General features: G+C 70.2%; 25 protein-coding genes and 1 pseudogene. 11 read left to right on the top strand and 15 right to left on the bottom strand.

Going from position 1 to position 24,887, the window contains the following annotated elements:
- Positions 1-74: 74 nt before the first annotated feature.
- Together ACIBK5_RS36555 and ACIBK5_RS36560 are read right to left on the bottom strand one after the other, a co-directional pair.
- Positions 75-707 (bottom strand): annotated as a pseudogene (locus ACIBK5_RS36555) (HAD family hydrolase); the annotation flags it as partial.
- Between the two features lie 253 nt (positions 708-960).
- Positions 961-1,131 (bottom strand): helix-turn-helix domain-containing protein, encoded by a 171-nt coding sequence (locus tag ACIBK5_RS36560; RefSeq protein ID WP_359891732.1) that lies wholly within the window; start codon positions 1,129-1,131, stop codon positions 961-963.
- A 763-nt stretch (positions 1,132-1,894) separates the two neighbouring features.
- On the opposite strand from ACIBK5_RS36560, the gene ACIBK5_RS36565 reads away from it, so the two are divergent.
- From ACIBK5_RS36565 to ACIBK5_RS36585, 5 genes are all read left to right on the top strand, one after another.
- Complete coding sequence (locus ACIBK5_RS36565; RefSeq protein WP_399026605.1) at positions 1,895-2,299, top strand: hypothetical protein; 405 nt, start codon at positions 1,895-1,897, stop codon at positions 2,297-2,299.
- The gene (locus tag ACIBK5_RS36570; RefSeq protein ID WP_399026607.1) at positions 2,296-3,117 is read left to right on the top strand and encodes a hypothetical protein; all 822 of its coding nucleotides are present in this window, start codon (positions 2,296-2,298) and stop codon (positions 3,115-3,117) included. The genes ACIBK5_RS36565 and ACIBK5_RS36570 overlap by 4 nt, the downstream gene beginning before the upstream one ends.
- Before the next feature lie 38 nt (positions 3,118-3,155).
- Positions 3,156-3,677: a roadblock/LC7 domain-containing protein gene (locus ACIBK5_RS36575; RefSeq protein WP_399026609.1), complete on the top strand. Its 522-nt coding sequence runs from the start codon at positions 3,156-3,158 to the stop codon at positions 3,675-3,677.
- A gap of 67 nt (positions 3,678-3,744) precedes the next feature.
- Positions 3,745-4,119, top strand: a complete 375-nt coding sequence (locus tag ACIBK5_RS36580; RefSeq protein ID WP_382591992.1) for a hypothetical protein — start codon at positions 3,745-3,747, stop codon at positions 4,117-4,119.
- A 97-nt stretch (positions 4,120-4,216) separates the two neighbouring features.
- The gene (locus ACIBK5_RS36585; protein WP_399026610.1) at positions 4,217-5,758 is read left to right on the top strand and encodes an FAD-dependent monooxygenase; all 1,542 of its coding nucleotides are present in this window, start codon (positions 4,217-4,219) and stop codon (positions 5,756-5,758) included.
- Between the two features lies 1 nt (position 5,759).
- On the opposite strand, the gene ACIBK5_RS36590 is transcribed toward ACIBK5_RS36585, so the two are convergent.
- The 6 genes from ACIBK5_RS36590 to ACIBK5_RS36615 form a co-directional block, all read right to left on the bottom strand.
- Positions 5,760-6,740 carry an alpha/beta fold hydrolase gene (locus ACIBK5_RS36590; protein ID WP_399026612.1) on the bottom strand — a complete coding sequence of 327 codons (981 nt, stop codon included), beginning with the start codon at positions 6,738-6,740 and terminating at the stop codon, positions 5,760-5,762.
- A 102-nt stretch (positions 6,741-6,842) separates the two neighbouring features.
- Complete coding sequence (locus tag ACIBK5_RS36595) at positions 6,843-7,337, bottom strand: lamin tail domain-containing protein (protein WP_399026614.1); 495 nt, start codon at positions 7,335-7,337, stop codon at positions 6,843-6,845.
- Positions 7,338-7,485: 148 nt separating this feature from the next.
- On the bottom strand, positions 7,486-8,850 hold the full coding sequence (locus tag ACIBK5_RS36600; RefSeq protein ID WP_399026616.1) for an FAD-dependent oxidoreductase: 1,365 nt from the start codon (positions 8,848-8,850) through the stop codon (positions 7,486-7,488).
- 127 nt (positions 8,851-8,977) lie between these two features.
- Entirely contained in the window at positions 8,978-11,608 is a 2,631-nt protein-coding gene (locus tag ACIBK5_RS36605; protein WP_399026618.1) for a SpoIIE family protein phosphatase, read from the bottom strand.
- A gap of 298 nt (positions 11,609-11,906) precedes the next feature.
- Complete coding sequence (locus ACIBK5_RS36610; RefSeq protein WP_399026620.1) at positions 11,907-12,452, bottom strand: hypothetical protein; 546 nt, start codon at positions 12,450-12,452, stop codon at positions 11,907-11,909.
- Between the two features lie 28 nt (positions 12,453-12,480).
- Positions 12,481-13,068, bottom strand: coding sequence for an ATP-binding protein (locus tag ACIBK5_RS36615; protein ID WP_399026621.1), 588 nt, complete (start codon positions 13,066-13,068; stop codon positions 12,481-12,483).
- A 229-nt stretch (positions 13,069-13,297) separates the two neighbouring features.
- Here ACIBK5_RS36615 and ACIBK5_RS36620 point away from each other — a divergent pair, with 229 nt between their 5' ends.
- Together ACIBK5_RS36620 and ACIBK5_RS36625 are read left to right on the top strand one after the other, a co-directional pair.
- Positions 13,298-13,528 (top strand): DUF397 domain-containing protein, encoded by a 231-nt coding sequence (locus ACIBK5_RS36620; RefSeq protein WP_382484102.1) that lies wholly within the window; start codon positions 13,298-13,300, stop codon positions 13,526-13,528.
- 56 nt (positions 13,529-13,584) lie between these two features.
- Positions 13,585-14,499, top strand: coding sequence for a helix-turn-helix domain-containing protein (locus ACIBK5_RS36625; protein ID WP_399026624.1), 915 nt, complete (start codon positions 13,585-13,587; stop codon positions 14,497-14,499).
- Between the two features lie 65 nt (positions 14,500-14,564).
- Here ACIBK5_RS36625 and ACIBK5_RS36630 read toward each other — a convergent pair whose 3' ends face one another.
- Both ACIBK5_RS36630 and ACIBK5_RS36635 read right to left on the bottom strand, forming a co-directional pair.
- Positions 14,565-15,392, bottom strand: coding sequence for an SAM-dependent methyltransferase (locus ACIBK5_RS36630; protein WP_399026626.1), 828 nt, complete (start codon positions 15,390-15,392; stop codon positions 14,565-14,567).
- Between the two features lie 334 nt (positions 15,393-15,726).
- Positions 15,727-17,106: a GH1 family beta-glucosidase gene (locus ACIBK5_RS36635; protein WP_399026627.1), complete on the bottom strand. Its 1,380-nt coding sequence runs from the start codon at positions 17,104-17,106 to the stop codon at positions 15,727-15,729.
- 179 nt (positions 17,107-17,285) lie between these two features.
- Between ACIBK5_RS36635 and ACIBK5_RS36640 the strand changes: the two genes are divergently transcribed.
- A complete protein-coding gene (locus ACIBK5_RS36640) occupies positions 17,286-18,968 on the top strand; it encodes a hypothetical protein (protein ID WP_399026629.1) in 1,683 nt (560 codons plus the stop codon).
- A gap of 88 nt (positions 18,969-19,056) precedes the next feature.
- On the opposite strand, the gene ACIBK5_RS36645 is transcribed toward ACIBK5_RS36640, so the two are convergent.
- Positions 19,057-19,863 (bottom strand): hypothetical protein, encoded by an 807-nt coding sequence (locus ACIBK5_RS36645; protein ID WP_399026631.1) that lies wholly within the window; start codon positions 19,861-19,863, stop codon positions 19,057-19,059.
- A 146-nt stretch (positions 19,864-20,009) separates the two neighbouring features.
- Positions 20,010-20,753, bottom strand: coding sequence for a YoaK family protein (locus ACIBK5_RS36650; protein ID WP_399026633.1), 744 nt, complete (start codon positions 20,751-20,753; stop codon positions 20,010-20,012).
- A 213-nt stretch (positions 20,754-20,966) separates the two neighbouring features.
- On the opposite strand from ACIBK5_RS36650, the gene ACIBK5_RS36655 reads away from it, so the two are divergent.
- The 3 genes from ACIBK5_RS36655 (at position 20,967) to ACIBK5_RS36665 (ending at position 21,831) form a co-directional block, all read left to right on the top strand.
- The gene (locus ACIBK5_RS36655) at positions 20,967-21,188 is read left to right on the top strand and encodes a hypothetical protein (RefSeq protein ID WP_399026635.1); all 222 of its coding nucleotides are present in this window, start codon (positions 20,967-20,969) and stop codon (positions 21,186-21,188) included.
- Positions 21,185-21,565 carry an antibiotic biosynthesis monooxygenase family protein gene (locus tag ACIBK5_RS36660; RefSeq protein ID WP_399026637.1) on the top strand — a complete coding sequence of 127 codons (381 nt, stop codon included), beginning with the start codon at positions 21,185-21,187 and terminating at the stop codon, positions 21,563-21,565. The genes ACIBK5_RS36655 and ACIBK5_RS36660 overlap by 4 nt, the downstream gene beginning before the upstream one ends.
- Positions 21,566-21,657: 92 nt before the next feature.
- A complete protein-coding gene (locus tag ACIBK5_RS36665) occupies positions 21,658-21,831 on the top strand; it encodes a CsbD family protein (RefSeq protein WP_399026638.1) in 174 nt (57 codons plus the stop codon).
- A gap of 32 nt (positions 21,832-21,863) precedes the next feature.
- On the opposite strand, the gene ACIBK5_RS36670 is transcribed toward ACIBK5_RS36665, so the two are convergent.
- The 3 genes from ACIBK5_RS36670 to ACIBK5_RS36680 are packed head-to-tail and all read right to left on the bottom strand — an operon-like array spanning position 21,864 to position 24,828.
- Positions 21,864-22,364: a S26 family signal peptidase gene (locus ACIBK5_RS36670; protein ID WP_399026820.1), complete on the bottom strand. Its 501-nt coding sequence runs from the start codon at positions 22,362-22,364 to the stop codon at positions 21,864-21,866.
- Positions 22,364-24,265, bottom strand: a complete 1,902-nt coding sequence (locus ACIBK5_RS36675) for an ABC transporter ATP-binding protein (protein ID WP_399026640.1) — start codon at positions 24,263-24,265, stop codon at positions 22,364-22,366. The genes ACIBK5_RS36670 and ACIBK5_RS36675 overlap by 1 nt, the downstream gene beginning before the upstream one ends.
- Positions 24,262-24,828 carry a hypothetical protein gene (locus tag ACIBK5_RS36680; protein ID WP_399026642.1) on the bottom strand — a complete coding sequence of 189 codons (567 nt, stop codon included), beginning with the start codon at positions 24,826-24,828 and terminating at the stop codon, positions 24,262-24,264. The genes ACIBK5_RS36675 and ACIBK5_RS36680 overlap by 4 nt, the downstream gene beginning before the upstream one ends.
- Positions 24,829-24,887 lie beyond the last annotated feature (59 nt).

Below are 24,887 nucleotides of genomic sequence, written 5' to 3' on the forward strand. Positions count from 1 at the left end.
CGAGCAAATGCACTGGGTGCACATGCCCGGTTACTGCCTCTGCGGCCCGCCCCGCGTTCAGCCTCTGTGTCGTGGACGACAGCGGCGAGCTGAGTGAGGCTGTCGATCCGCCAGTCCGACGCCTCTGCGACGTCCGGAGAGTCGGCCCACAGACAGCCCCAAGGGCCTCGTCGGATGTGTGCCGTGCGGAGCCCCGCCGTCTTTGCCGGGAAGATGTCGTTCGCCGGGTGGTCACCTACATACAGGGTGACGTCCGGAGCGACCTGCGCCGCCGACAGCACTTCGTTGAAGAACTCGAGTTGGGGCTTGGCCACACCCAGCTCTCCTGAGGTGAGGATGAGGTCCGCCGGTAGTTGCAGTGAGCGCAACAGCTCGCCCGCGCGAGTCGTCTGGTTGCCCGCGATTATCACGCGTGTACCCAGCTCTCGGAGCGAGGACAGCGCAGGACGGACATCCTCGTAGAGATCAGTCTCGTCCAAATGTTCACCGCGACCGGCGGCTTCTCGGGCGTGGTACTCGGCGCCCACGTCGATGCCTGGCCGTGCGAGGCGGATGGCATCGGCGTTATCGCGGCCCTGGGCGACTACCGCTCCGACGAGCGCAGACAAGGTGTGTCGGGGAATGCCCAGCCAGTCTGCCCAGGACGCCCAGTAGCGATCGTCGCGAGTAATCGTCTCGCCGACGTCAAACACAATGTTCTCAATCATCCCTGGAGCGTACGATGCTGCCCGGCTCGAAGCGTAGGCCGCTGGCATTCCTTGATCGCGCGCCGGACGAACGGCAGATAAGGGTGGACGATGGGACTCCACCGAGCCAGGTCGTCCTGCCGCAGACGGTCGGATACACGCCTGTCTTCTCGGCCGGTGAGGACCGCGACGGGTGGCCGGCGCCGTCGCCGAAGTAGGGCAGTGCTGGCCTTGGAGAGTACGACGGCCGCATCCCGCCATCATGCCTTGGCTGCTAGTGAATTCTCTGCTGTTCCAGCCACCTGAAGACCTCACTTCTCTTGTACAGAACCTTGGCGTTCCTTCCTCGTCCGAGCTTGTAACCCCGTAGGCCTAGCTTTGCAGCCTCCTTGTACATCCAACTGGTGGACATATTAAGCATTGCGGCGACCTCGGAGGTGTCCATGAGTACAGACTCAGCCGACTTGCGGCTCGATTGAGGAATTTCTGTTCCGTTTGCTGACGTGCGCTGGTATTCGGTCAGGGTCGCTCCTTTAAGATGGACGGGCCTCGTCGTGGCATGAATGACTGGGTTCCTGTATGGCGAGGGCCTCGCCTCAGAGTGGCTGGCGGGGCTACTTCCAATGGGGAGAAAAACCGCCGGTTTGGCCAACCGGCGGTTCGCGGCTATGTTCCGCCTCCCTCGGTCTGAGGAGCCGACGCCGGCAGATGAGCATGCTGCTGCGGCCCATAGTCGGCCGTAGATCAATTGGTTGGGCCTTGTGGTGCTGCGACGGCCCCTTGACGACGTCCGCCTGAGCCCGCAGACGGGTCGTAGGAGCCGTTGCCTTGGTCGGCCGACATCGCTGTGGCGGATGCCTGATAGCGCGGGGGCGAGGTCGCCAAATCGACCTGATTACTCGTCAGTAAAGTCAGCAAGTGGTCAGCATGAGTCCTGCCAAAGCCTGCGAAGGCTTGCCGAACCTGCGAATCGCCGCGGGGGTGCCCAGGTGTGCCTAAGTCGTGAAGGTGCAGGTCAGGGCAGACGGCCAACTGCCCGGCGATGCCCCGCGATGCATCCTGCCCGCTTCCGATCAACCCCGTTCACCCCCCGCCCGCTTCCCTGCACATTCCTTTGGAAAATGCCAAAGCGTTCACCTGCACCGAGCACACACCGTAGTGTCGTGCTCACGTTCGCGGGAACGGCCGTGCAGGGGAGGGGATTCGGCGTGCCCGGAATTGACGAGAGTCTGCTGGAGGCCATGCGGTTGCCAGGTGCGCGAGGCGCATCGGTGGTCGACTGGATCAGTGGTCTCGCCCTGGGCGCGGTGGGTGACGCACCGGGCGATGACCTGGAGGCGACGGCGGCCGAGACCGCCGAACTCGCCCGTCTCGCCACGGAAAGCGGCCTCCTGGCACCGGCCGGTGGCGACGAGGGAGAGGTGTCCGGCAAAGAACCACCCGTACAGGACTTGATCATCACGAACGCCGACTCGTACCACCTGCTCAGGTTCGTCAGCACGACGTTCGACAGCACCGTGTTCGTGCACTTATGGCTCGACCGCAGTGACGGCAACCTGGCCCTGGCCCGCATCCGGCTGGCCGAGATGGCGGACAGACTGGTGCTCGGATGACCACGCCGACCCGCGCCTCACGCACGGACGAACCGGCCTCGGCCCTGCTCGGCACCCTTGCCGAGCAGGGCGCGAGCGGCGCCCTGTCCACCGAGTCGGGCATCGTCTACCTGGCCTCGGGGCACGTCGTCCACGTCGAATCCGCCGTCACACCCGACCTCGGCGACCTGCTCACCCACAGCGGTGCGCTCGCCCCGGACGGCTGGTGGGCCGCGATCGACCAGGCCGGCCGCGGCTGCAGGGTCGGCAGGCAACTGGTCGACAGCGGCCAGCTCGCCGCCGGCGCGCTGGAACTGTGTCACCTGGGCGCCCTGTTCGACGCGGCGTACTTCGTCCTCGCCCACGACGGACCGGCACTCCGCTTCCGCCCCGGAGTCACGCACTGGCTCGGCGCGGTCCGCTCCGTACCGGTGCACGCCGTCCTGCGCGAGTCGAGACGCCGCCGCGAACTGCTGCACCGCATATGGCCCGAACCCTGTGTCGACCTCGTCCCGCTCGCCCGGGTGCCCGACACGGACCCCTCGGACCTGCCGGCCCGCCGCAGCCGCACCCTCGCCCAGGTCGACGGCGTCCGCACCGCGGCCCAGATAGCCACGGTCCTCGCCTGCCGCACCTTCCACACGCTCGTCGAACTCCGCCGCCTGGCCGCCGCCGGCATGGTCGTCCCCGTAGCCACGGCCCCCGTCCCCGCTCCAGCCCCAGCCTCAGCCCCAGCCCCCGTGTCCGCCGAGCCGGGCCCCGCCCCTCGTCCCGTGGTACCGGACGAGCCCGACACCGCACTGCTGCGACGGCTTCTGCACGCCTTGGAGGCACTGTGATCCGCGCGCGAAGACAGCGTGCCGAAAGGAGAATGCTCATGGCCGTCGAGACCGACGTCCTGGACGAACTGCGTCGGCTCCGCACCCGTGTACCCCGGCTTACGGGCTCCCTCGCGGCCACCGTCGACGGACTCGTCCTCGCCCACGACGTGCCGGAGGCCGAGCCGGAGGGACTCGCGGCGCTCACCGCCGCCGCCCTCGGCGTCGCGTACCGCCTGACCGACGCCGCCGGCCGCGGTGACTTCCGCGAACTGCTGGTGCGCGGTTCCCGGGGCTATGTCGCGACCTACGCGGCCGGATCCACCGCCGTCCTCACCCTCCTCGCCGAGGACCGCGTCAACGTCGGCCGCCTCCACCTGGAGGGCCGGCGCAGCGGCGCCCGCATCGCGGATCTGGTGGCCACGCGCGTCGGACCGGGCACCGGCCGTCACGCCGACCGGCCCGCGCCCGCCGAACACCTCGCCGCAGCGCCCCCGGCCACGGCCCGCCCCATCGGCACCCTCCCGGTCCGCACACCGCAGCGGCCCACGCATCAGCCACGCCCGCAGACCGGTATCTGAGCCACCCGAACCACCTGAACCTCATGACGACCCACCGAAGCAAGACGGAACGAAAGGAACCGAGCGCATGGCCAACACCGAGACAGCGCTGAAGGAATGTCTGAGCTCCATCGAGGGGGCTACAGCCGCAGCCCTCGTCGACTACACCAGCGGCATGGCCCTCGGCACCCTCGGCGGCACCAAGGACTTCAACCTGGAGATCGCCGCCGCCGGCAACACCGACGTCGTACGGGCCAAGCTGCGGACCATGGAGCATCTGGGACTGAAGGAGGACATCGAGGACATCCTGATCACCCTGAATTCCCAGTACCACCTCATCCGCCTGATCAAGGGGCGCGGAGGCAGCGGGCTGTTCCTCTACCTGGTGCTCGACGGGAGCAGGTCCAACCTGGCGATGGCCCGCCACCAGCTCCGCCGTATCGAAGCCGACCTGGAGGTCTGAGCCCGCACCACCCCGAACCGGCACCACGGGAGCCCTCCGGACGCAACACGGGTCGGAGGGCCCCGGCCCGCGGTCGGCCGCGACTAACGTTGAGGCCATGACGGCACCCCTGGACGTGCTGGTGGTGGGCGCGGGCCCGACCGGACTCGCGCTCGCGACGCAACTGCGCGCGTACGACACCCCGTTCCGGATCGTGGACCGCTCACTGGACCGTGCCCGGGAGTCACGCGCGCCGGCCATCCAGCCCCGGACCCTGGAAATGCTGGCCGGATTCGGCGTGACGGACGACTTGGTCGACCGGGGCAGCACGGCGGTCCGGCTCCACCTGCATCTGCCCCGACGGGAGCTGCAGGTGCCGGTGTTCGACGTCGGCTGCGAGGACACTCCGTACCCCTTCCTGCTCTTCCTCCCGCAGTCGGAGACCGAAGCCGTCCTGACGGCCCGGCTGGCCGATCGGGACGTGACCGTCGAACGAGGCACGGAACTGGTGAGCACCGAGCGGGAGGGCGGGTACGTCAGCTGCCGACTCCGGTGCCCGGACGGCAGCCAGGAGACCGTGCGGGCGCGCTACGTCGTCGGCTGCGACGGGGCGCACAGCACGGTGCGTACCCAGGCGGGCATCGCCTTCGAGGGGCACGCCTATCCGCAGACGTTCTTCCTCGCCGACCTCGAGGTCGAAGGGCTGGAGCCGGGTGCCGCGCACACGTACATGACCGCGGCCGGGATGCTGTTCTTCTTCCCGCTCGGCACACCGGCCACCTGGCGGATGATCGCGATGCGCCCGCCGGGTTCCCGTGAGGGCGAGGTGACACTGGACCTCCTCCAGCAGCTCGCCGACGACTGGACCACCGACCGCACCGGCCGCGATCACCAACGGCTGATCCTGCGCGATCCGGTCTGGATGACCGCGTTCCGCATCCACAACCGCGGCGCCACCCGCTACCGCAACGGCCCGTTCTTCCTCGCCGGGGACGCGGCGCACATCCACAGCCCGGCCGGGGGACAGGGCATGAACACCGGCATCCAGGACGCGCTCAACCTGGGCTGGAAGCTCGCCCACGTCTGCCGGGGCGCGGCGCCCGAGGAACTGCTCGAGACGTACGAGGCGGAGCGCGCCCCGGTCGGCCACGGCGTGCGCCGCGTCACCGACCGCGCGTTCGCCTTCGGCACGAGCGGCACCCCGGCCCTCCGGTTCGCCCGCACCCAGCTCGCCCCTCGTCTGGCCCCGCTGCTGCTGCGCACGACCCGCCCCCGCGCGCGACTCTTCCGCACGGTCTCCGAACTCGACGTCCACTACCGCCGCGGACCGGCCTCCACCAGCGGACCGCACCGACCACGAAAGGGCCCGCAGGCGGGAGACCGGCTCCCCGATGTCCCGCCCGGACTCCACGAGCGCACCTCCGCAAGGGGCTGCCACCTCCTGCTCACCGGCCCTGCCCACCTCTGGTCACCGCATGTGCCGGAGCACGGACGCCACGACCTGCTCTGCGTGCACCACCTCGGCTCTGACAGCCCCTGGCCGGACGTCACCCACGCCCTCGTACGCCCGGACGGATACGTGGGATACGTGGCGCGCGGCAACGACCTGACCGGTCTGCGCGCCTACCTCGAGCGCTGGCTGCCGGGCCTGGTCCTCTAGGTCAGTGAAGACCGGCGAGCCACTCGATCAGGAGCCGATTGGTCTCGTCCGGCCGCTCCTGCTGCAGGAAGTGACCGCAGCCGGCCAGGATGTGAGAAGCCGTCAGGCCGGGCAGAGTCGTCGGGTACGCCTCGATCGCGTCGGCCAGCCATGTCGTGGACGCGTCCAGGCCGCCGCCGATGAACAGGGACGGCTGGGTGACGGGAGCGCCGGCGAGGCCGGCCAGGTCCTCCCAGTCCCGGTCCATGTTCCGGTAGCGGTTCAGGGCGCCGGTCATCCCCGTACGTTCGAACTCCCCGGCGTAGACGTCCAGGTCGGCCTCGTCCAGCCAGTGTGGAAGCCGGCCGACGGGGAAGCGGTCGCGCAGCTTTCCGCCGCGGCCGACGAAGTGCGGGTCGGGGGCGCCTGCTTTGGGCATCGTGTCGGCGGACAGGGCGGCGGAGAAGCCCGCTAGCCAGCCGCGCACGTCCGGCTCGATCTCGGCCTCGGCCCGGCCGGGCTCCTGGAAGTAGGAGACGTAGAACTCCTCGTCGCCGCCCATCCGGGCGAAGACCTCGCCGGGCCTCGGGCCGCCGGGCGGGGTGTAGGGCACGCTCAGGAGCCCCACCGCGCGGAACACCTCGGGCCGGAGCAGCGCGGAGGTCGCGGCGATGCTCGCACCCCAGTCGTGCCCGATGACCACTGCGGACTGCTCACCCAGTGCACGCACTACGGCGACGTTGTCCTCCACCAGCTCCCGCATCCGGTACGACTCCACCCTCGCGGGGCGGGACGAGCGCCCGTAGCCGCGGACGTCGACGGCCACCGCGCGGTAGCCGGCGGCGGCCAGCGCCGGCAGTTGGCGGCGCCACGCGTACCAGGACTCGGGGAAGCCGTGCAGCAGCAGAACCAGCGGCCCGTCTCCCTGCTCCACGAGGTGCGTACGACCGGCCGGTGAAGGCACCAGACGGTGGCTCGGGCCGGTGGCGGACGTCTGCGGCATGGATCCTCCCGGGGGACTCGGCTCCCTCGATCATGCTGCGCCCGGCGGGAAGAACGTGAGGCCTGTTGCCGGAACGGCAACAGGCCCCCGGCTCATGCCATGTCAGCCGTGGTACGTGATGTACCCGTTGCCGTCCTTGTCGGAGCCGCTCTTGGTGTACGAGTGCACGTCGGCGCGGCTGCCGGACGGCTTGTACACGTAGATCGTGTCCTTGTCGTTGTTCCACATGAAGTTGCAGTTGTCGCGGTAGACGACGTTCTTCGTGTCGGAGTCGGACCCGTTGCCGCCGCGCAGCTTCACGTAGTCACCGGGCTGAAGGGTGTGACTGGCGGTGAAGGTGAACTTGTTGCCCGCGGCGTCCTTGACGACGTAACCCTTGAGATTCACGGTCGTCGACCGCGAGTAGTTCTCGATCGTCAGGTACTCCTCGGCGGTGTTCCCGCCCGAGCAGCGGTTGGAGTCGCGGCCGGGAGCGTCGTACTGGATACCCCGGATCTTCAGCGCGGAGCTGTACTCGGCGGCCTGGGCCGGAACCGCGGTCAGGGCGATCAGGGCTCCGGCGGCGGCAGCCGTGGTGGCGACAAGGCGTATGTGCATGGACGTTCGTCCCCCCTTGCAAGGCCTTCTTGTGAAGGCCGCGTGATGATTCGGTGAAGCACCCGGATCGTACACGCTTCAAGCACGCATAAGGGCGGGTCCGGTGACATTGCCACCGGACCCGCCCCAGGGGCCTACAGGACGGGCGTCAGGCGCCGCTCGCCCGCAGCATGTCCTCGCGCTCGACGAGCTTCACGCGCTCGCGGCCTTCCGGCTCGCCCAGCGCCTTCTCCGCGGCGTCCAGCTTGTACCAGCCGTCCCAGGTGGTGAAGCGGACGTTCCGCTCGGCGAGGAACGCGTCCACGGCCTCGGGAGCGGGGGTGGCGGGCGTCTGCAGCCGGCCGTTCGCGTAGTCGTCCAGCAGGTTGGACACCGTCTCGTTGGCGTCGCCCTTGGTGTGCCCGATGAGGCCCACGGGACCGCGCCGGATCCAGCCGGTGACGTACGTGGACTGCAGGTGCTCGCCGGACTCCTGCATGACCCGGCCGCCCTCGTCGGGGACGGTGCCGGAGTCGATGTCCCAGGGCAGCTTGGGGAGTTTGTCGGACAGGTAGCCCACCGCGCGGTAGACCGCGCCGACGTCCCAGGTGTTGAAGGTGCCGGTGCCCTTGACGTTGCCCGTGCCGTCCAGCTCCGTGCGCTCGGTGCGCAGACCCGCGACCTTGCCGTCCTCGCCGAGAACCTCGACCGGCGACTCGAAGAAGTGCAGGAAGAGCTTGTGGGGCCGCTCGCCGACGTCGCGGATCGCCCAGTTCTCCAGGGTCTTGGCGACCATGTCGGCCTGCTTGTTGCCGCGCCGGGTGGCGATCGAGCCCTCGTCGTAGTCGATGTCCTCGGGGTCGACGATGACCTCGATGTTGGGGGAGTGGTCCAGCTCCCGCAGCTCCATCGGGCTGAACTTCGCCTGCGCCGGGCCGCGGCGGCCGAACACGTGGATCTCCTTGGCCCGGTTGGCCTTCAGACCCTCGTAGACGTTCGCGGGGATCTCCGTCGGCAGTAGCTCGTCCGCCGTCTTGGCCAGGACGCGCGCGATGTCGAGGGCGACGTTGCCGACGCCGAGCACGGCGACCTTCTCCGCCTCCAGCGGCCAGGTGCGCGGCACGTCGGGGTGGCCGTCGTACCAGGACACGAAGTCCGCGGCGCCGTACGAGCCGTCGAGCTCGATGCCGGGCAGGGGCAGCGCCCGGTCAGCCGTCGCGCCGGTGGCGAAGATCACACCGTCGTAGAACGCGCGCAGGTCGTCCAGGCTGATGTCGGAGGGGTAGTCCACGTTGCCGAAGAGCCGGATCTGCGGCTTGTCGAGGACCTGGTGCAGGGCCGTGATGATGCCTTTGATCCGCGGGTGGTCGGGCGCCACGCCGTAGCGGATCAGTCCGAACGGCGCCGGCATGCGCTCGAAGATGTCGATGGACACGCCGGGGTCGGCGGCCACCTCGGACTTGAGCAGGGCGTCGGCGGCGTAGATCCCGGCGGGGCCGGATCCGACGATGGCTACCCGCAGGGGGCGGGGCATGGTCAGGTTCCCTTCGAGCGGCGACAAGCGATCTCGTCGGGAAGCCTAAACTAAGGCAAGCCTAAGTCGGTACGCGGGTCCGGTCTATGAGCTCATAAGGCAACTTTATGAGCACCCCCATGGCTGCTTATGGCAGCGGCTGTTCCGCCCAGATCACCTTCCCGGCGGGCAGATAGCGCGTCCCCCAGCGTTCCGCGAGCTGGGCGACGAGGAACAGGCCCCGCCCGCCCTCGTCCGTCATCGTCGCGTACCGCAGATGCGGCGAGGTGCTGCTGCTGTCGAAGACCTCGCAGATCAGGTTGCGGTCGCGCAGCACCCGGACATGGATGGGGCCGTCGCCGTACCGGAGCGCGTTGGTGACCAGCTCGCTCAGGATGAGCTCGGTGGTGAACGACAACTCCTCCAGTCCCCACTCGGTCAGCTGCCGGGTGACCGCAGCCCGTACCTCGCCCACGGCCGCCGGGTCGGACGGCACCGGCCACTCGGCGACCTGGCCGGCGGCGAGCGCCCGGGTGCGCGCGACGATCAGGGCGATGTCATCGCTGGACCGGGCCGTGAGCTGCGAGTCCAGCACGACCCGGCAGGTGTCCTCAGGGGACTCACCGGCCCGGCCCAGTGCGTCGCGCAGCATGTCAAGACCGACGTCTATGTCCCGCTCCCGGTCCTCGACCAGCCCGTCGGTGTAGAGCACGAGCCGGCTGCCCTCCGCCAGCTCCAGCTCCGCCGTCTCGAACGGCAGACCGCCGAGCCCAAGCGGGGGACCGGCGGGCACCTCCGGGAACTCGACACTGCCGTCCGGGTGGATCAGCGCCGGCGGGGGATGCCCGGCCCGCGCGACGGTGCAGCGCCGGGAGACCGGGTCGTAGACCGCGTACAGGCAGGTCGCGCCGGTGACCGGGGCGCTGCCGTCCTCCTCGGTCTCGTCCTGGTCGATACGGCCCACCAACTCGTCCAGCAGCGCGATGAGTTCGTCCGGCGGGAGGTCGAGGGCGGAGAAGTTGTGCACGGCGGTCCGCAGCCGCCCCATCGTGGCCGCGGCGTAGAGCCCGTGGCCGACGACGTCCCCGACCACGAGCGCGACCCGGGCCCCCGACAGCGGCAGTACGTCGAACCAGTCGCCGCCCACCCCGGCCTGCGCCGGCAGATAGCGATAGGCGATCTCCAACGCCCCCTGCTCGGGCAGGTTCCGGGGGAGCAGGCTCCGCTGGAGCGTCACGGCCATGCTGTGCTCGCGGGTGTAGCGGCGCGCGTTGTCGATCGAGACGGCGGCCCGAGCGACCAGTTCCTCCGCCAGGACCAGCTCGTCCGGGTCGAAGGGCTCAGGCTTCTCGAAGCGCCAGAAGCTGACCACGCCCAGCACCAGGGTGCCGGCCCGCAACGGCACGGTGATCAGGGAGTGGATGCCGTACTCCACGATCTGCGCGGAGCGCTCGAGGTCCTGAGCCTGCCAGCCGGGGGCCTCGCCCAGCCGGGGTTCCAGGACGGCCTGCCCGGTGCCGAGGCTGTGGCCCTGCGGAGAGGACTCGACGAACCTGATCCGCTCGCCGACGGGGTAGAGCGGAGCATCCTTGCGGATTCCGCTCAGCGCCGTACGGCTCAGCGCGGCCGCCGCGTCCGGCTGCCCGCCACCCAGCACGGCGTCGAACAGGTCCACGGTGACGAAGTCGGCGAACCGGGGCACGGCCAGCTCCGTCAGCTCCTCGGCCGTACGGGTCACGTCCAGGCTCGTCCCGATGCCCACCCCGGCGTCGTAGAGCATGTTGAGCCGTTCCCGCGCGGTCTCGGCCCGGCCGGACAGGGCACGCAGCTCCGTGGAGTCGCGCAGCGTGGCGACGCTGCCGGGCGGGCCGCCCGCACTCTCCGTCGTGCGCTGGTTGACGGCCAGAAGCCGGTCCCCGACGAGGTGCACCTCGTCCGTGGCGACGCGCCCCGAGGCCAGCAGGTCGGCGGTGCCCGGGTCGAGCCCCAGGCCGAGGATGTGCCGCCCCTCGGCGTCGGCGGGCAGCCCGAGCAGGCGGTGCGCCTCGTCGTTGGCGAGCAGCAGGGTGCCCGAGCCGTCGAGGATGAGCACGCCCTCGCGGACGGCGTGCAGCACGGCGTCGTGGTGTTCGTACATCCGGGTCATCTCGTGCGGCCCGAGCCCGTGGGTCTGGCGCAGCAGCCGCCGGCTCACCAGCGCGGCGCCCGCCGTCGCCAGGGCCAGGGCGACCGCGGCGGCGGCCAGCACGAGCGGCAGCTGACGGTCGGCGGTGCCGCCGACGTTCTCGGTCGTGATGCCCGCCGACACCAGGCCCACGACCCGCCCGTCCGGGTCCTTCACCGGCACCACGGCCTGCACCAGATGGCCGATCGTGCCCTCGATCTCCTCGGTCACCGGCTCCCCGGCCAGCGCGGGCGCGATCGTGCCGACGAACTGCTTCCCGATGCGGTCCGGCTTGGGGTGGGTGTAACGGATGCCGTCGGTGTTCATGACGACGACGAAGTCGACCTTCGACTGAATACGGGCAGCTTCGGCGCGCGGCTGGAGCACGGCCGTGGGATCGGGGCCCTCCAGCGCCTCGACCGTGCCCGGCGCGTTGGCGAAGGTCTCCGCGACGGCGAGCGAACGGTTACGGGCCTCCTGGGTCGTGTCGTGCCGCACCTGCAGCACCAGCGCCACCACCGCGGCCACCACCAGCAGCAGCACGATCACCACGACGAGCAGGAACACCTGTCCGGCGACGCTGCGTCCGCCCACGACCGACCGCAGCCCCGCCATCGGATGCCACCGCGACGGACCCGCCTCTCGCCGCTGCCGTGCGGACGGCGCAGCGCCGGGCCGCAGGGGCGATCGAGTCCCGGATCGACCCAAGAGTCGGACCATGTGCCATGTCTACACTGCCCGGCCCCGGGAGGCGAGGGGCATCACCCATGGTGACAGGGGGCCCTCACGGTTTCGTCACGTCTTCCGGCGCCTGCCGTGAGCACCCGGGTGCCGTCTCCGGCCGAGCGCGCACACTCACCTTGGCCCGATCGGAAACCTTCCGCAAAATCTCGACGGCCTCAGGCCCTGGATCTCAGGGTCCGAGGGAGCGCGCGAGCTCGTTCGTGGCCCGGGCGATCTCGGTGTCCTCGTCGTCCATCAGCCGGCCCAGCTCGCCGCGCCGGGCACGCACCGCCTGGCGCGCCGCACGCTCCCACACCACCGGGTTCTCCCGGTGGTTCAGCAGCTTCGGATAGACGGCGGCGGTGCTCTCCCACTGCCGGGCGTCGGCGATGTTCTTGAGCAGCTGGATGATCTGGGCGCGGCAGGACACCTGCGGCAGCTTCGCCAGCTCCCAGAGGAACGGAACCGTGGCGGCAGTGGCCTGCTCCACGACGAAACCGAACTGGCAGATCCGTTTCCGCAGGTCGTCGAGTGCGGAGCGGGCGGTGTCGGGGTCGCCCCAGGCGATGCCGTTGAGCAGGAGGGGAATGGCGGCCGCCGAACCGGTGGAGTCCTGGATGTCGCCCCACGGCACGCGGTCCATGGCCGTGAGCGGGGTGGCCCGGGCCACCCCGGTCGGGAGGTCGGGGCGCTGTGGGCGCTCGCTGCTCGGGTGTTCCGTCGAAGCGCTGCGCATGGCGAGGGGCCTTTCCGCGGCAGTCGTGTCAGATGGGTGGACGGGTCGACAACCTGGCCCAGACCGTCTTGCCCGCCGGGGGACGGGGGGTCCAGCCCCATTCCTCGGACAGGGCGTCGACGATGCACAGGCCTCGGCCGTGCTCCTCGAGAGAGGAGCCGTCGGCGGGCGTGTGCACGGGCGGATGGTCGTCGGGGTCGGAGACGGTGACCAGCAGATGGGTGGGATCCAGGCGGAATCCGAGCCGGACCTCCGGCGCACCCGATGTCCCCGGAGCCGCGTGCGTCGCGGCATTGGCGGTGAGCTCGGTGATGACGAGGGTGGTGTCTGCACAGCAGTGTTCGAGCGACCAGCTGTGCAGGGTGGCACGGGTGAAGGACCGGGCTCGTGCGAACCCCTCCCGGCTGCACTCGACGCGCAGGGCGGCCGAGGCGGACAGGGCATCGGACGGCCCCGGCATCGCGACCGGCATCGGGGTGGTCCCGTACGGCGTCGCCTCGTACGGCGTCAGGCTGTGCGGGCCGGGCGGGAGACCGCGGCTGGTGCCGGTTGCTGCGCTCGCGTGTGCCGCGGCGCCACTGGGCGGCCGGAGCACGTGCTGCGCAGGTGATGACACGTCATCTCCCCGATGCGACATCAGGACGCGGCGCCAGCACAGGGGTTGACGCCGCAGCTATTATCCACGCTGACGGCGCTCGCGTGCAATTGCACGCGAAATTGCGTGAAAATCAAGCCGTTATGGGTACGCAAGCCGGGACGAGTGCGGCCGGAGGACGCGGCCGGTCTCGGCTGGAGGGCCGGGCACACCGTGCGCGGCGGGGTACGAGAACAGCGAGGAGACTGCGGTGCCACCAGTGCAGAACGGAGTGCGGGCAAGCATGCTGGACGCCCGCTGGATCAAGAGCCGGCACAGCAACGCCGAGGGCAACTGCGTCGAAGTCGCCCCTCTCGTCGACGGCGGGATCGCGATGCGCAACTCCCGTGATCCCGACGGGCCCGCACTCGTCTACACGGCGGCGGAGGTGGCGGCGTTCCTGGCCGGTGCCAAGGACGGCGAGTTCGACCACCTGCTCTGAAGGGGGCGGGTGCGATAGGGTAAATCGCCCTTGTGTCCGGTCTGCTGGGAGTCAGGATGTCCGCCGCGTCGCCTCGCATCTCCCGTCTGGAACCCTACCTGGACAGGCCGGAGCCGGCGCCGACTCTGCTGAAGATGCTGGTCGGTGTGCAGCTGGCCGGCTTCCGTGAGGACGCCGGACTCGCCCAGGACCAGGCGGCGCGCGCTGTCGGGTTCAGTCCGGCGAAGCTGTCCCGTATCGAGTCGGGCAAGGGCCGTCGCCCTCCGACGGAGAACGACGTCCGTGCGCTGCTGCGGCTGTACAACACCGACGACTACGAGGTGTCGGTGCTGCTCAAACTCCTGCAGCGGGCCGGCGAGCCGGGCTGGTGGCAGCGGTACGACAAGCGGCTGATGCCCGAGTGGTTCGACCGGCTGGTCGGACTCCAGGAAGCCGCCGCCACCATCCGTACCTTCGAGATCCAGTACGTACCGGGCCTGTTGCAGACACCCGCCTACACCAGGGCCGTGGTCGAGCGAGGCCTGCCCAACGCCCCGGCGGGAGAGGTGCGGCGGCGCGTCGAACTCCGTGAGCAGCGGGCCCGGTTGCTGTCGCGGCCGGATGCCCCTCAGCTCTGGGCGATCATCGACGAGTCCGTGCTGCTGCGCGTCCTGGGCAGCACCGACGTGATGCGGGAACAGCTCGCCCATCTCGTCGAGACGGCCGGACACCCCAACGTGACCCTGCAGATCGTGCCGCTGAGCGTCACCAACGCCTCGGCGCCGGCCATCCCGGTCACGTATCTGCGCTTCGGCGGCCTCGATCTGCCCGACGTGGTCTACCTGGAGCACATCAGGAGCGCGAACTTCCTGGAGGACCGCGACGAGACGGAGGAGTACCGGATCGCGCTGGACCGGCTCGCGGACGAGGCGCTCAAGCCCCGGGACTCCCTGGAACTGCTGCGTCAGACCATGGAGCAGCGCTACCCGTGACGTGCGGCGGCCTCTCGCGGGACGACCGGGTCCCGCGAGAGGCACTCCAGCGTGCGGCGCCCCCGCTACTTCTCCAGCGGCATCCGTCCCACGCCGCCGAACTCGATCCACTCGTGGGTCAGCTGACGCGGCGCCACCTCGGTGTCCGGACGCCAGGTGGACACCTCCACGAGGCCCGGCTCGAGGATCTCCAGATCCTCGAAGTACGTCTCGACGTCCTTCGGCTCACGTACACGGCCCCAGTGCCCCTGGGTGGCCTGGTCCATGAAGTTCGTGACGAAGTCACGGACTTCGGCATCCTCACTGACCAGCTGGCACATCACCAGGAAACTGCCGGGCGCCAGCCGCTCCCGGACGCGGCGGGCCACCGCGAGCGGCCCGTCGGTGTCGCTGTCCGGGATGCAGTGGAACACCGAGTTGAAGAGCACGCACACCGGCTCGGAGAAGTCGATCAGCCGCTTGGTGTCCGGGTGGTCGAAGATCAGATCGGTCTCGCGCATGTCCGCGTGGATCACGGTGGTGCGCTCGTCCTGCTCCAGCAGGGCGCGGCCGTGGACCAGCACCATCGGGTCGTTGTCGACGTACACCACGTGGGTCGTGGGGTCGATGCGCTGGGCGACCTGGTGCACATTGTCCTGCGTCGGCAGGCCTGAGCCGTGGTCCAGGTACTGCCGGATGCCGTACTCCTCGGACAGGGTCCGCACGACGCGCTGGAGGAACCGCCGGTTGTTGAGGGCCAGGCGGCGCGTGCTGGGCACGACCTTGTCGAGTTCCTCGCACGCGGCGCGGTCCGCCGCGTAGTTGTCCTTGCCGCCCAGGTAGTGGTCGTACATGCGCGCTGCCGTCGGCACGGTCGCGTCGATCTCGGTGGACAACTGCTTCTCGGAGTGCATCGTTCCCCCTGCAAGGCGCCGCGCCAACGGACTGGCTGGACAGGAAGTACATCCTAGGGAGCGGGAGTTGGGCGGTGCCAGCCTCTCGGCACAGGTGCCCCCGATCGAACGACAAGATGATTTCCCGCGATTCCCCCTCGTGCCCGCTGTGTAACCCTTTGCGACCTCTGCGTCACCAGTGCTTCGGCGGGGTTGGAGGGGTTACTCGCCGGTGGAGTGTCGTTCTCCCCTGGAAGGTGGGGCCGTGGACACTACCCTCCGGCAGCTCCGCTGGACCGGCACCATGATCGAACAACTGGCCCCTCAAGCCCTGACCGGTGCCTGACCCAGGCCGTCACCGGCGCTGCGCGGCGATCATGGCCCGGTACCAGTGGTAGCTGTCCTTCGGTGTCCGCCGCTGCGTGGCGTAGTCGACGCGGACGATGCCGAAGCGCTTGTCGTAGCCGAAGGCCCACTCGAAGTTGTCGAGGAGGGACCAGACGTAGTAGCCGCGGACCGCCACGCCGGCGTCCATCGCGGCCCGCAGCGCGGTGAGATGGTCGCGCAGGTAGGCGATCCGGTCGCTGTCGTGGACGGCCCCGTCGGCGCTCACCTCGTCGTCCTCCGCCGAGCCGTTCTCGGTGATGTGGAGGGGCGGCAGGGCGTCGCCGTAGCGCTCCTTGAGGCCGACCAGCAGATCCGTGAAGGTGCCGGGCGCGACGGGCCAGCCCATGGCGGTGTGCCGCACCCCGGGCAGCCGTACCTCCTCGTAGCGGTTGTCGGTTGCCACGCGCAGCGCCGGGTCGCTCTCGCGGTACGGGGCGTCGGCGACGACGATCGGCCGGTAGTAGTTGACGCCGACGAAGTCCAGCGGCTGGGAGATCAGCTCCAGGTCGCCGTCCCGCCGGAAGTTCTGGCCGGTGATCGACTCGCCCCAGGTCTCCTCCTCGCCGGCCGGGTAGCGGCCCGCCAGGATCGGCTCGGTCCACACCAGGTTGTGCAGGGTGTCGGCGCGGGTCACGGCCGACCGGTCGGCGGGGGAGTCGGTCGCTGGGAGGTTGCGGTCGAGGTTGAGGGTGATGCCCGCCTCGCGCACGCCGGCCGCCCGCAACGCCCGAACGGCCAGGCCGTGCCCGACCAGCAGGTGATGGGCCGCGGCCAGCGCGCCCCGGCCCTCGCGGGCGCCCGGGGCGTGCCGGCCGACGGAGTAGCCGAGGAATGCACTGCACCACGGCTCGTTGAGGGTGATCCAGCGCGGCACGCGGTCGCCCAGATGCGCGGCGACGACGGACGCGTACTCGCCGAACCGCTCGGCGGTCTCCCGTACCCGCCAGCCACCGCGGTCCTCCAGGGCCTGCGGCAGATCCCAGTGATAGAGCGTGGCCGCGGGCTCGACGCCGGCCGCGAGCAGTTCGTCGACCAGCCGCGAGTAGAAGTCCAGCCCCTTGGGATTCACCGCCCCGGACCCGTCGGGGACGATACGTGGCCAGGCGATCGAGAACCGGTAGGAGTCCACGCCCAGCTCGCGCAGGAGCGCCACGTCCTGCGGGTACCGGTGGTAGTGATCACAGGCGACATCGCCGCTGTCCCCGTTCGCGACCAGGCCGGGGGTGTGGCAGTAGGTGTCCCAGATCGACGGCCCACGGCCGTCCTCCTGCGCCGCGCCCTCGATCTGGTACGACGCGGTGGCCGCCCCGAACACGAAGCCGGGCGGAAAACTCGGGAAGTCAGTCATGTGCACACCATGCCCGTTCGACTTCTCGAACCAGAGAGCCGCCGGGCAGGGCGATACGGCCGCGCCCTTTACGGAAATCCAAGATGGTGATCTGGTAATACTCAGAATTGGTCGAAGTTCGAGAGGAGATCCGCGGCCGCTATTCTCACCGGGTCGGGCCGATTCTCCAGGAGATGACCATGGACGACTACTACGACCTCGGCACCTACAGCCGCCCTGTGACCACGTCCTCTTCCGCAGCTCAGCTCTGGTTCGATCGCGGACTGCTGTGGACGTACTCCTTCCACCACGAGGAAGCCGTCGCCTGCTTCGAGAAGGCCGCCGAGGCCGACCCGGAGTGCGCGATGGCGTATTGGGGTATCGCCTACGCGCTCGGTCCGAATTACAACAAGCCCTGGGAATTCTTCGACGAAGAGGAGCTGGTGCGAACGGTCGACCGCACCCACACCGCCGTCGAACGGGCCCACGACAGGGCCGCCAAGGCCACCCCCGTCGAACAGGCCCTGATCGCCGCGCTGCGCGCTCGGTATCCGCAGTCGGAAGCCGTCGAGGACTGCTCGGTCTGGAACGAGCCCTACGCGGACGCGATGCGTGCGGTGTACGAACTGGCACCCCACGACCCGGACATCGCCACCCTCCACGCCGACGCCCTGATGAACCTCACCCCGTGGCAGCTGTGGGACCTGAGGACCGGGCAGCCGGCCGAGGGCGCGCGGACGGTGGAGGCCAAGGCCGTACTGGACGGCGCCCTCGCCACCGAAGCCGGCGTGGGGCATCCGGGGGTGCTGCACCTGTACATCCACCTGATGGAGATGTCCCCGACGCCGGAGCAGGCCCTCACCGTCGCCGATCGCCTGCGCGGCATCGTGCCCGACGCCGGGCATCTGCACCACATGCCCTCGCACCTCGACGTCCTGTGCGGCGACTACCGTCGGGTCGTCGCGGCCAACAGCGAGGCGATCGCCGTCGACGAGAAGTACCACCGGCGCGCCGGCGCCATGAACTTCTACACCCTCTACCGGGCGCACAACTACCACTTCAAGATCTACGGGGCCATGTTCCTCGGCCAGGCGCAGGTCGCCCTCGACACCGCCGCCCAGCTGGAGGCGGCCGTCCCCGAAGACCTGCTCCGCGTGCCGAGCCCTCCGATGGCCGACTGGCTCGAAGGTTTCCTGGCCATGCGCGTCCACGTGCTGATCCGCTTCGGCCGCTGGACCGACATCCTCGCCCTGCCCGCCCCCGCGGACCCCGAGCTCTACGCTGTGACCACCGCCATGCGGCACTACGCCCGCGGCGTCGCCCTCTCGGCCACCGGCGAAACCGAAGCCGCGGAGGCGGAGCGCGAGCTCTTCCGCGAGGCGGTGAGCCGGGTCCCCGAGACACGGATGCTGTTCAACAACACCTGTCACGACATCCTCGCCATCGCGTCGGCCATGCTCGACGGAGAGCTCGAATACCGCAGGGGCAACCACGACCTCGCCTTCGCCGCCCTGGAGCGCTCCATCGAACTGGACGACAGCCTCCCCTACGACGAGCCGTGGGGCTGGATGCAGCCCACCCGCCACGCCTATGGCGCACTGCTGCTGGAACAGGGCCGCGTGGCGGAGGCCGAGGCCGTCTACCGCGCGGACCTCGGCCTCGACGCCACCCTGCCCCGCGCCCAACAGCACCCCGGCAACGTCTGGTCCCTGCACGGCTTCCACGAATGCCTGCTTCGGACGGGCAAGACCGGCGAGGCCGCCCTCGTCGCCCAGCAGCTGAAGATGGCGACCGCACTGGCCGACGTCCCCGTCGAGGCGTCCTGCTTCTGCCGCCTGGACACCGGGCCGGGCCCTCGGACGGACGACGACTGCTGCCACTGACCCCTGCCCCGCCGGGCGCGTCCGGCACGACCGTCCCGAACGCGCTGGCCGCGCTGGACGCACGGTCCCATGGGGTACTGACTTCCGGTCAGTGGCGGCACTGATCGTGGTGTGCGGCGCGCCAGGTCTCGCAGTTGTAGGTGGTGATGGTGACGTCCTTGGCCGGCAGATAGAGCGGGCGCTGATTCCTGTAGTCGTAGAGGACCACCGTGTTCGGTCCGCGCCCGATGTAGAGCAGCCGGCTGGGTTCGACGCTGGTCAGGTCGAGCCGTCTGTCGCCGTCGTCGACCGTGAGCCGAACGTCCGCGGGATACGCGCGGACGGACAGGAGGGTGACAGGGCCGATGTGGAGGGGCTCAACCCACTTGCCGCCCTTGACATTGTCGGCCATTTCGTCGGCCACGTAGGAGACGAGGGCTCCCACCAGGAGGATGCCCATGGCGCAGCAGGCGAGCATGGTCAGAGCGCGGCGCTCACGGCCCCACAGGAAGGCCCGCGCCCTATCGGTGCGGCTACGAAGGCCGGGCCGTCCCCATCGGCGTGCCACCATCAGTCCGACCGCGACGGCGGCGAAGACAGCGGCCGATGTGACGATGCTCAGTGCCGCGAGGCCTGCGGAACCGCTCAACTGCGTGGAGTATTCGATTCCCACGTCGCCGGGGGCCATTCCCAGTTCACGGTAGAACTGGTCGTACTCCACGGTGAGCAGTCCGAACAGCAGGGCGCTCGCGACGGCAAGGGCCGGTAACAGGGACTTCTCGATCCATGTGTTCCACTCCGGCGGTTCTGAGGCCAGCGCCGAGGCCGACCGACTGGTGGGCGAGGTGGAATTGGAGCTTCCTGCCTGCTGCGGCACCTGGGCCGGTGGGTCGGAGGAACGAGGCGTCGCATTCATGCGGGAACCGTAGTGACCGCCCTTCGGTGTACCCATGCGATCGACGCAGCGGCATTTCAAACCACACGTTCAGGTGATCCGGCCTTGGCGTCCGTGACAGCCGTCAGTCACGACGCTGCCGCCGAGGCCGAAGGTAGCTCATCTGTCTAAGGTGCTTTGAGGTCCTGCCTCGTAGCTTCCCCTCGCGGGGGTACGGCCAGTGTGGCCGCCGCGAGGAGCAGCACCGCGGCGGCGATGACGAGCAGCGCCCGCCCGGTGCCCAGCGGCACCAGCAGCAGCGTGCCCAGCACCCCGCCGGCGAAGATTCCGCCCACGGTGGCCGTCCACCGCGTCCGGGCGAGCCGTTGCCTGGCCGACATCCCGCGCAGCGTCGCCCGAGGGCGCTTCAGTACGTCGTTGATCAGCTCGGCGATGGCTGTCTGGCTCAGCAGGGTCGGCATCCCCGGCACGTGGACCCGCAGCGCGGTGGAGGCACGCACCCCCATGGCCAGCGCGACGAGGGCGACGATGCCGTGATCGGAACCGGCCGCCTCGGTGCCGTGTCGCCACCAGGCCATCGCACCGGCGCACACCAGCAGCACGGCCTCGCTGACGAGCCCGGCCTGGAACCAGGCCCTGCCCCGCTCCGCGAGCCACTTCAGTACGACCGCTGCGATCGCCGCCCCGACCATGAACGCGCCGATCGCGGTGGCGGGCCGCGCAACCGGGACATCACCCTCACCGGCGAGCGCGAAGGACAGGAAGAGCACGTTGCCGGTCGCCAACGCGCAGAACACCTTCCCCATCGTCAGAAAGCTGACGGCGTCGACGGCACCGGCCAGCAGGGTGAGGACCGTCATGATGGCCACCCGCCGGGCATCGGTCGCGAGGGCTGGGGACGCGTCGCACATTCGGCCAGTGTGAGCAGCACCGATGAGCTCCCGGCGCACCACCACCCGGACACGCCGCTGAAGGCTACGAGCGGCCTACTGCGCGAACGTGACCGACAATGCGGTCTTGTTGAAGATCGGTGCGCCCGAGGACGAGAGCGGTGTGAAGGAGGAGGAAGGCCGTCCTCCGCCGCGCCCTGCCGGACGTGTACCGCGCCGACACCCTCGAGATCCATGCCTCGGGGCCGATACGCCGTTCACCGGCTGCGCCGCCCGGCGGAGCTTGCCGAGTCCCTCGACCGGGCGGGGCTGCGCGCGAGGGAGGTCTCGGCGTTCAAGCCGCGCGACGCACGCGGCCTGGTGCGCGCGACGCACCGACGCAGGCGTGGCAGGCTGACCGACGGCCAGTTGCCGAAGCTCGCTCGGCGCACCCTGTGTCCTACATTGGCGCCATGAGTCACCACTCCGAAGCGCCTGTCGCGCCCGTCAAGGCCTTTGAACCCCCCTACTACGTAACTGTGTTCACCACGGTGCGAACCCAGGACCAGGGCGGCTACGGCGAGACCGCCGCCCGCATGGAAGAACTGGTGAAGGATGTCCCCGGGTTCCTGGGGATGGACCATGCGCAGACTCCTGGTGGGCTGGGCATCACCGTCGGGTACTTCCGCGACGGCGACGCCCTCACCGAGTGGCGTACGAACGCCGAGCACCGCGCGGCGCAGAAGCGCGGGCAAGCCGAGTGGTACCAGAGCTACACGCTGCATGTGGCGAAGGTGGAGCGGAGCCACGGGTTCGCACGAGCGCAGGCCCCGCAGAGCCCGGCAGCGGGCTGACACACTCCGGCCCTCACGCAGGTTTGGCGGTCCCAGCAGAGGTCACTCGGCAGGTGACCCCGAAGTCGGACACGACTTGGAGTGAGCGAATCGTGGCTGGAGAGCAGAAGTCCAAGGCGAAGGCCGAGCAGGCCAAGGGAAAGGCCAAGGAGACGGTCGGCCGTGCGGTGGGTAACGAGCGGCTGACGGCCGAGGGCCGGGCGGAGCAGTCCAAGGGAGACGCCCGGCAGGCCAAGGAGAAGACCAAGGACGTCTTCAAGCACTGAGTGCGAGGGGCCCTGCCACGGCAGGGCCCCTGTCATGTGCCCGTCGGGAGCCCCGCGGTGCTCGCGTCACCGCGGCGGACCCGGCAGACGATCACGGCCGTGAGCCGCTCGTAGGGAATCGGCCCGGCCTGCCGTGAGTCCCAGCTGGTCGCGCGATGGTCGCCCAGGACGTACACATGTCCTGGGGGCACCCGGCCCGTCCCTCCGCCCGGCACCGGAACCACTTCGCCCGGGAGGGCCGCGACCCGCTTGACCATGCACGTGGGCGGCGCGGACTCGGGGGTGCGCCGGACGGGCGCCGGCCTCAGTCTGATCGCCACCACCGTTCCGCGTCGCACCACCCGCATCCGGGACAAGAGGTGGATCAAGCGAACCGGCAGCCTGGCGGCCAGCAGCCGGTCCCCGTCTGTGAAGGCCGGCCGCATGCTGCCTCCGCTGACATCGAGCAGTACGCAGCTCCCGCGCAGGACGAGGGCGAGCGCCCCGACCGCCGTCAGCACGAGTGCGGCCGGACCCGTCAGGCTCATCGGCATCACGGGCACGCCCCCTCCGCCTCGGCCGGCTCGTCCCGGTAGCCGCTGGACTGGAGGGTGAACAACCGGTGGTAGGTTCCGCCGCGCGCCAGGAGCCCCCGGTGGTCGCCGAGTTCGCGGACCCGTCCGTCCTCCAGGACGGCGATGACGTCGGCGTCCTTGACCGCGCCGAGCCGGTGGGAGATCAGCACGCTGGTCCGCCCGGCACGGCGTTCGCGCAGCCGGGCGTGGATCTCGTACTCGGCCGCCGGGTCGAGGCCCGAACTGGGCTCGTCCAGGATCAGCAGATCCGCGTCCGTACGAAGGAACGACCGGGCGAGGCCCATCCGTTGCCACTGCCCACCGGACAACTGGACCCCGATCCCGGCACCGTCGCCCTCCCCGGAGCGGAAGGTGCGGCTCAGCATGGTCGCGTAGCCGCCCGGAAGCCGGGCGAGATCCTCGTGCATTCCGGCCAGCCGTGCCGCCTCCTCGCAGCGCCGGGGTGCCTCGAGCGCGGTCAGCTCGCTGATGGCGATGTTCTCCCTGGCGGTGAGGTCGTAGCGCATCGGGTCCTGGAACGTGGCGGCGATACGTGCGCGCAGTTCGGCCGCCGGGATGTCGCGCAGGTCGGTGCCGTCCCACAGGATGCGTCCCTGTGTGGGGTCGTAGAACCGGCACAGGAGCTTGACCAGCGTGGACTTCCCGCAGCCGTTGACGCCCGCGAGGGCGAGTGCCGTGCCGCGTTCGATACGCAGGTTCACGCCCCGCAGGACCCAGGGCAGTTCGTCCTCGTAGCGGAACCAGACGTCCTGGATCTCGATCGCCTCGCGCAGCGGTCCCGCCGGGCGCGGCCGGTGCGGGGCGGGGAGGTCGGGGCCGAGCCGGACGACGGTGACGTAGTGGTCGAACATCACCAGCGAGTGGTGCGCCTGGCCCAGTTCACCGGCCAGTCCGCCGATGCCGCTCTGCACGGCGGGGATCGCGGCCAGCAGCATGGAGACGTCGCCGACGGTCATCGCCCCGCGCGAGGCCGCCCCGACCGCCCACAGCAGACCGGCCCCGGCGAGGACGGCGGCGGCGGTCTGGAGCGCCGACTGGATGCGCAGCTCGCTGCGGTCCATCCGTTCCCGCAGGGCGTCGGCGGCACGGCGCTCGCTCATCATCCGGCCCCGGAGAAAGCCCCCGGCCCCGAAGAGCCGGATCTCCTTCGCGGCTTCGACGCTGGTCAGCAGGGTCGCGTAGAAGATCTCCCGGCGCTCGGAGGGGCTGATGTCCCAGAACGTCCGGGCGCGCCTTCGGCTGAGCGTGATCTCCGCCCAGAGCACCGGAAGGCCGGAGAGGGACACCACGGCCGCCAGGAACGGGTCGAGGACCGCGAGGGAAGCGACGAACCCGGTCAGCAGCACCGCGCTGCGGGTCAGACCGGCCGCTCCCTCGACCACCTGGGACGGGGCGAGTCCCCCCGCCTGCTGGGCGAGCCGTAACCGGTCCAGGAACTCCGGGTGCTCGAACCGGCGCAGACCGGTGAAGGTGTCGACGGCCGCGTGCAGGTCCTCGTGGGCGCGCAGGCTGGTCGCGCGCATCATCCGGGCCCGCAGATAGCCGGTGAGCTGAGGGGCTACGGCCACCACCGCGCTGATGGCGGCCAGGGACGTGGCCGGAGCGGCGATGCCGGCGGTGGACGTTCCCGAGGTGAGCGTGTCGAGGATGTCCTTGACCAGCCAGGTGGCCGCGACGGGCGCGGCGGCCGAGACCAGGGTCACGGCGAGATGGCTCGCCAGCACCCACGGAGACGAGCGGAACGCGAGCCGGAGCGCCAGGCACAGGGCACGGCCCAGGTCCCGGACACCGGGAGCGCCGGGAGCACTGCCAGGGCGGGCGGACGTACGGGCGGCGGCGCCGGCTGGCGGGCCGCTCATGCCGACCCGACCGGCGAGGCGGTGAGCGCGGCCCTGCCCACGGCCAGCACGGTGGGCGCCGTTCCGCCCGCGGCCGAGACGGCGAACTGGGAGGGGAAGGCCGTGACGTCGAAGGCCGCGGTGCAGGGGCCGTCGGGTTGCTCCACCAGCACCCGTGCGACGGGGGAGAGCTGACGGGCCATCGTCTCGGCCTCGGCCGTCTCCTCCGCCGTCTCCTCCTGCGTGGCACCGGGCGACACGACGACGGCGATCACCTGGCGACGGCCGCCCATCGCCCCGGCCTCAGCCACGAAGCCCGGCAGCTTGTTCCGGCACGGGAGGCAGCCGGTGGTGAAGAACGCCACCAAGGCCCCGTCGGCGAGGTCCCTCTCGGTGAGGGGAACGCCCTCCACGCAGCGCGTGGCGAAGGAGCCCACGGCCGCCCCCACGGGGATGCCACCCGTGTCGGCCCCCGTGGTGCCGTCGGGCCGGTCGCGGAGTCTGCGGAGGACGGCGAGGGTCAGCAACAGATCCCAGGTGCACAGGGTGGCGACAGCCACGAGGGCGGCGGCCAGGTAGATCATGGCGGGCCTCTCCGGATAGGCGGTTCAGAAGACGACTTGGTGACTTGACTGCTTGGCGA

The organism is Streptomyces sp. NPDC050546 (genome assembly GCF_044457425.1).
Taxonomy (GTDB): domain Bacteria; phylum Actinomycetota; class Actinomycetes; order Streptomycetales; family Streptomycetaceae; genus Streptomyces.

Excerpts from the sequence above, each read along its gene's own strand:
- ACIBK5_RS36560 (WP_359891732.1), bottom strand. The coding sequence starts at position 1,131 with ATGGACACCTCCGAGGTCGCCGCAATGCTTAATATGTCCACCAGTTGG.
- ACIBK5_RS36570 (WP_399026607.1), top strand. The coding sequence starts at position 2,296 with ATGACCACGCCGACCCGCGCCTCACGCACGGACGAACCGGCCTCGGCC.
- ACIBK5_RS36575 (WP_399026609.1), top strand. The coding sequence starts at position 3,156 with ATGGCCGTCGAGACCGACGTCCTGGACGAACTGCGTCGGCTCCGCACC.
- ACIBK5_RS36580 (WP_382591992.1), top strand. The coding sequence starts at position 3,745 with ATGGCCAACACCGAGACAGCGCTGAAGGAATGTCTGAGCTCCATCGAG.
- ACIBK5_RS36585 (WP_399026610.1), top strand. The coding sequence starts at position 4,217 with ATGACGGCACCCCTGGACGTGCTGGTGGTGGGCGCGGGCCCGACCGGA.
- ACIBK5_RS36590 (WP_399026612.1), bottom strand. The coding sequence starts at position 6,740 with ATGCCGCAGACGTCCGCCACCGGCCCGAGCCACCGTCTGGTGCCTTCA.
- ACIBK5_RS36595 (WP_399026614.1), bottom strand. The coding sequence starts at position 7,337 with ATGCACATACGCCTTGTCGCCACCACGGCTGCCGCCGCCGGAGCCCTG.
- ACIBK5_RS36600 (WP_399026616.1), bottom strand. The coding sequence starts at position 8,850 with ATGCCCCGCCCCCTGCGGGTAGCCATCGTCGGATCCGGCCCCGCCGGG.
- ACIBK5_RS36605 (WP_399026618.1), bottom strand. The coding sequence starts at position 11,608 with ATGGCGGGGCTGCGGTCGGTCGTGGGCGGACGCAGCGTCGCCGGACAG.
- ACIBK5_RS36610 (WP_399026620.1), bottom strand. The coding sequence starts at position 12,452 with ATGCGCAGCGCTTCGACGGAACACCCGAGCAGCGAGCGCCCACAGCGC.
- ACIBK5_RS36625 (WP_399026624.1), top strand. The coding sequence starts at position 13,585 with ATGTCCGCCGCGTCGCCTCGCATCTCCCGTCTGGAACCCTACCTGGAC.
- ACIBK5_RS36630 (WP_399026626.1), bottom strand. The coding sequence starts at position 15,392 with ATGCACTCCGAGAAGCAGTTGTCCACCGAGATCGACGCGACCGTGCCG.
- ACIBK5_RS36635 (WP_399026627.1), bottom strand. The coding sequence starts at position 17,106 with ATGACTGACTTCCCGAGTTTTCCGCCCGGCTTCGTGTTCGGGGCGGCC.
- ACIBK5_RS36640 (WP_399026629.1), top strand. The coding sequence starts at position 17,286 with ATGGACGACTACTACGACCTCGGCACCTACAGCCGCCCTGTGACCACG.
- ACIBK5_RS36645 (WP_399026631.1), bottom strand. The coding sequence starts at position 19,863 with ATGAATGCGACGCCTCGTTCCTCCGACCCACCGGCCCAGGTGCCGCAG.
- ACIBK5_RS36650 (WP_399026633.1), bottom strand. The coding sequence starts at position 20,753 with ATGTGCGACGCGTCCCCAGCCCTCGCGACCGATGCCCGGCGGGTGGCC.
- ACIBK5_RS36655 (WP_399026635.1), top strand. The coding sequence starts at position 20,967 with ATGCCTCGGGGCCGATACGCCGTTCACCGGCTGCGCCGCCCGGCGGAG.
- ACIBK5_RS36660 (WP_399026637.1), top strand. The coding sequence starts at position 21,185 with ATGAGTCACCACTCCGAAGCGCCTGTCGCGCCCGTCAAGGCCTTTGAA.
- ACIBK5_RS36670 (WP_399026820.1), bottom strand. The coding sequence starts at position 22,364 with ATGCCGATGAGCCTGACGGGTCCGGCCGCACTCGTGCTGACGGCGGTC.
- ACIBK5_RS36675 (WP_399026640.1), bottom strand. The coding sequence starts at position 24,265 with ATGAGCGGCCCGCCAGCCGGCGCCGCCGCCCGTACGTCCGCCCGCCCT.
- ACIBK5_RS36680 (WP_399026642.1), bottom strand. The coding sequence starts at position 24,828 with ATGATCTACCTGGCCGCCGCCCTCGTGGCTGTCGCCACCCTGTGCACC.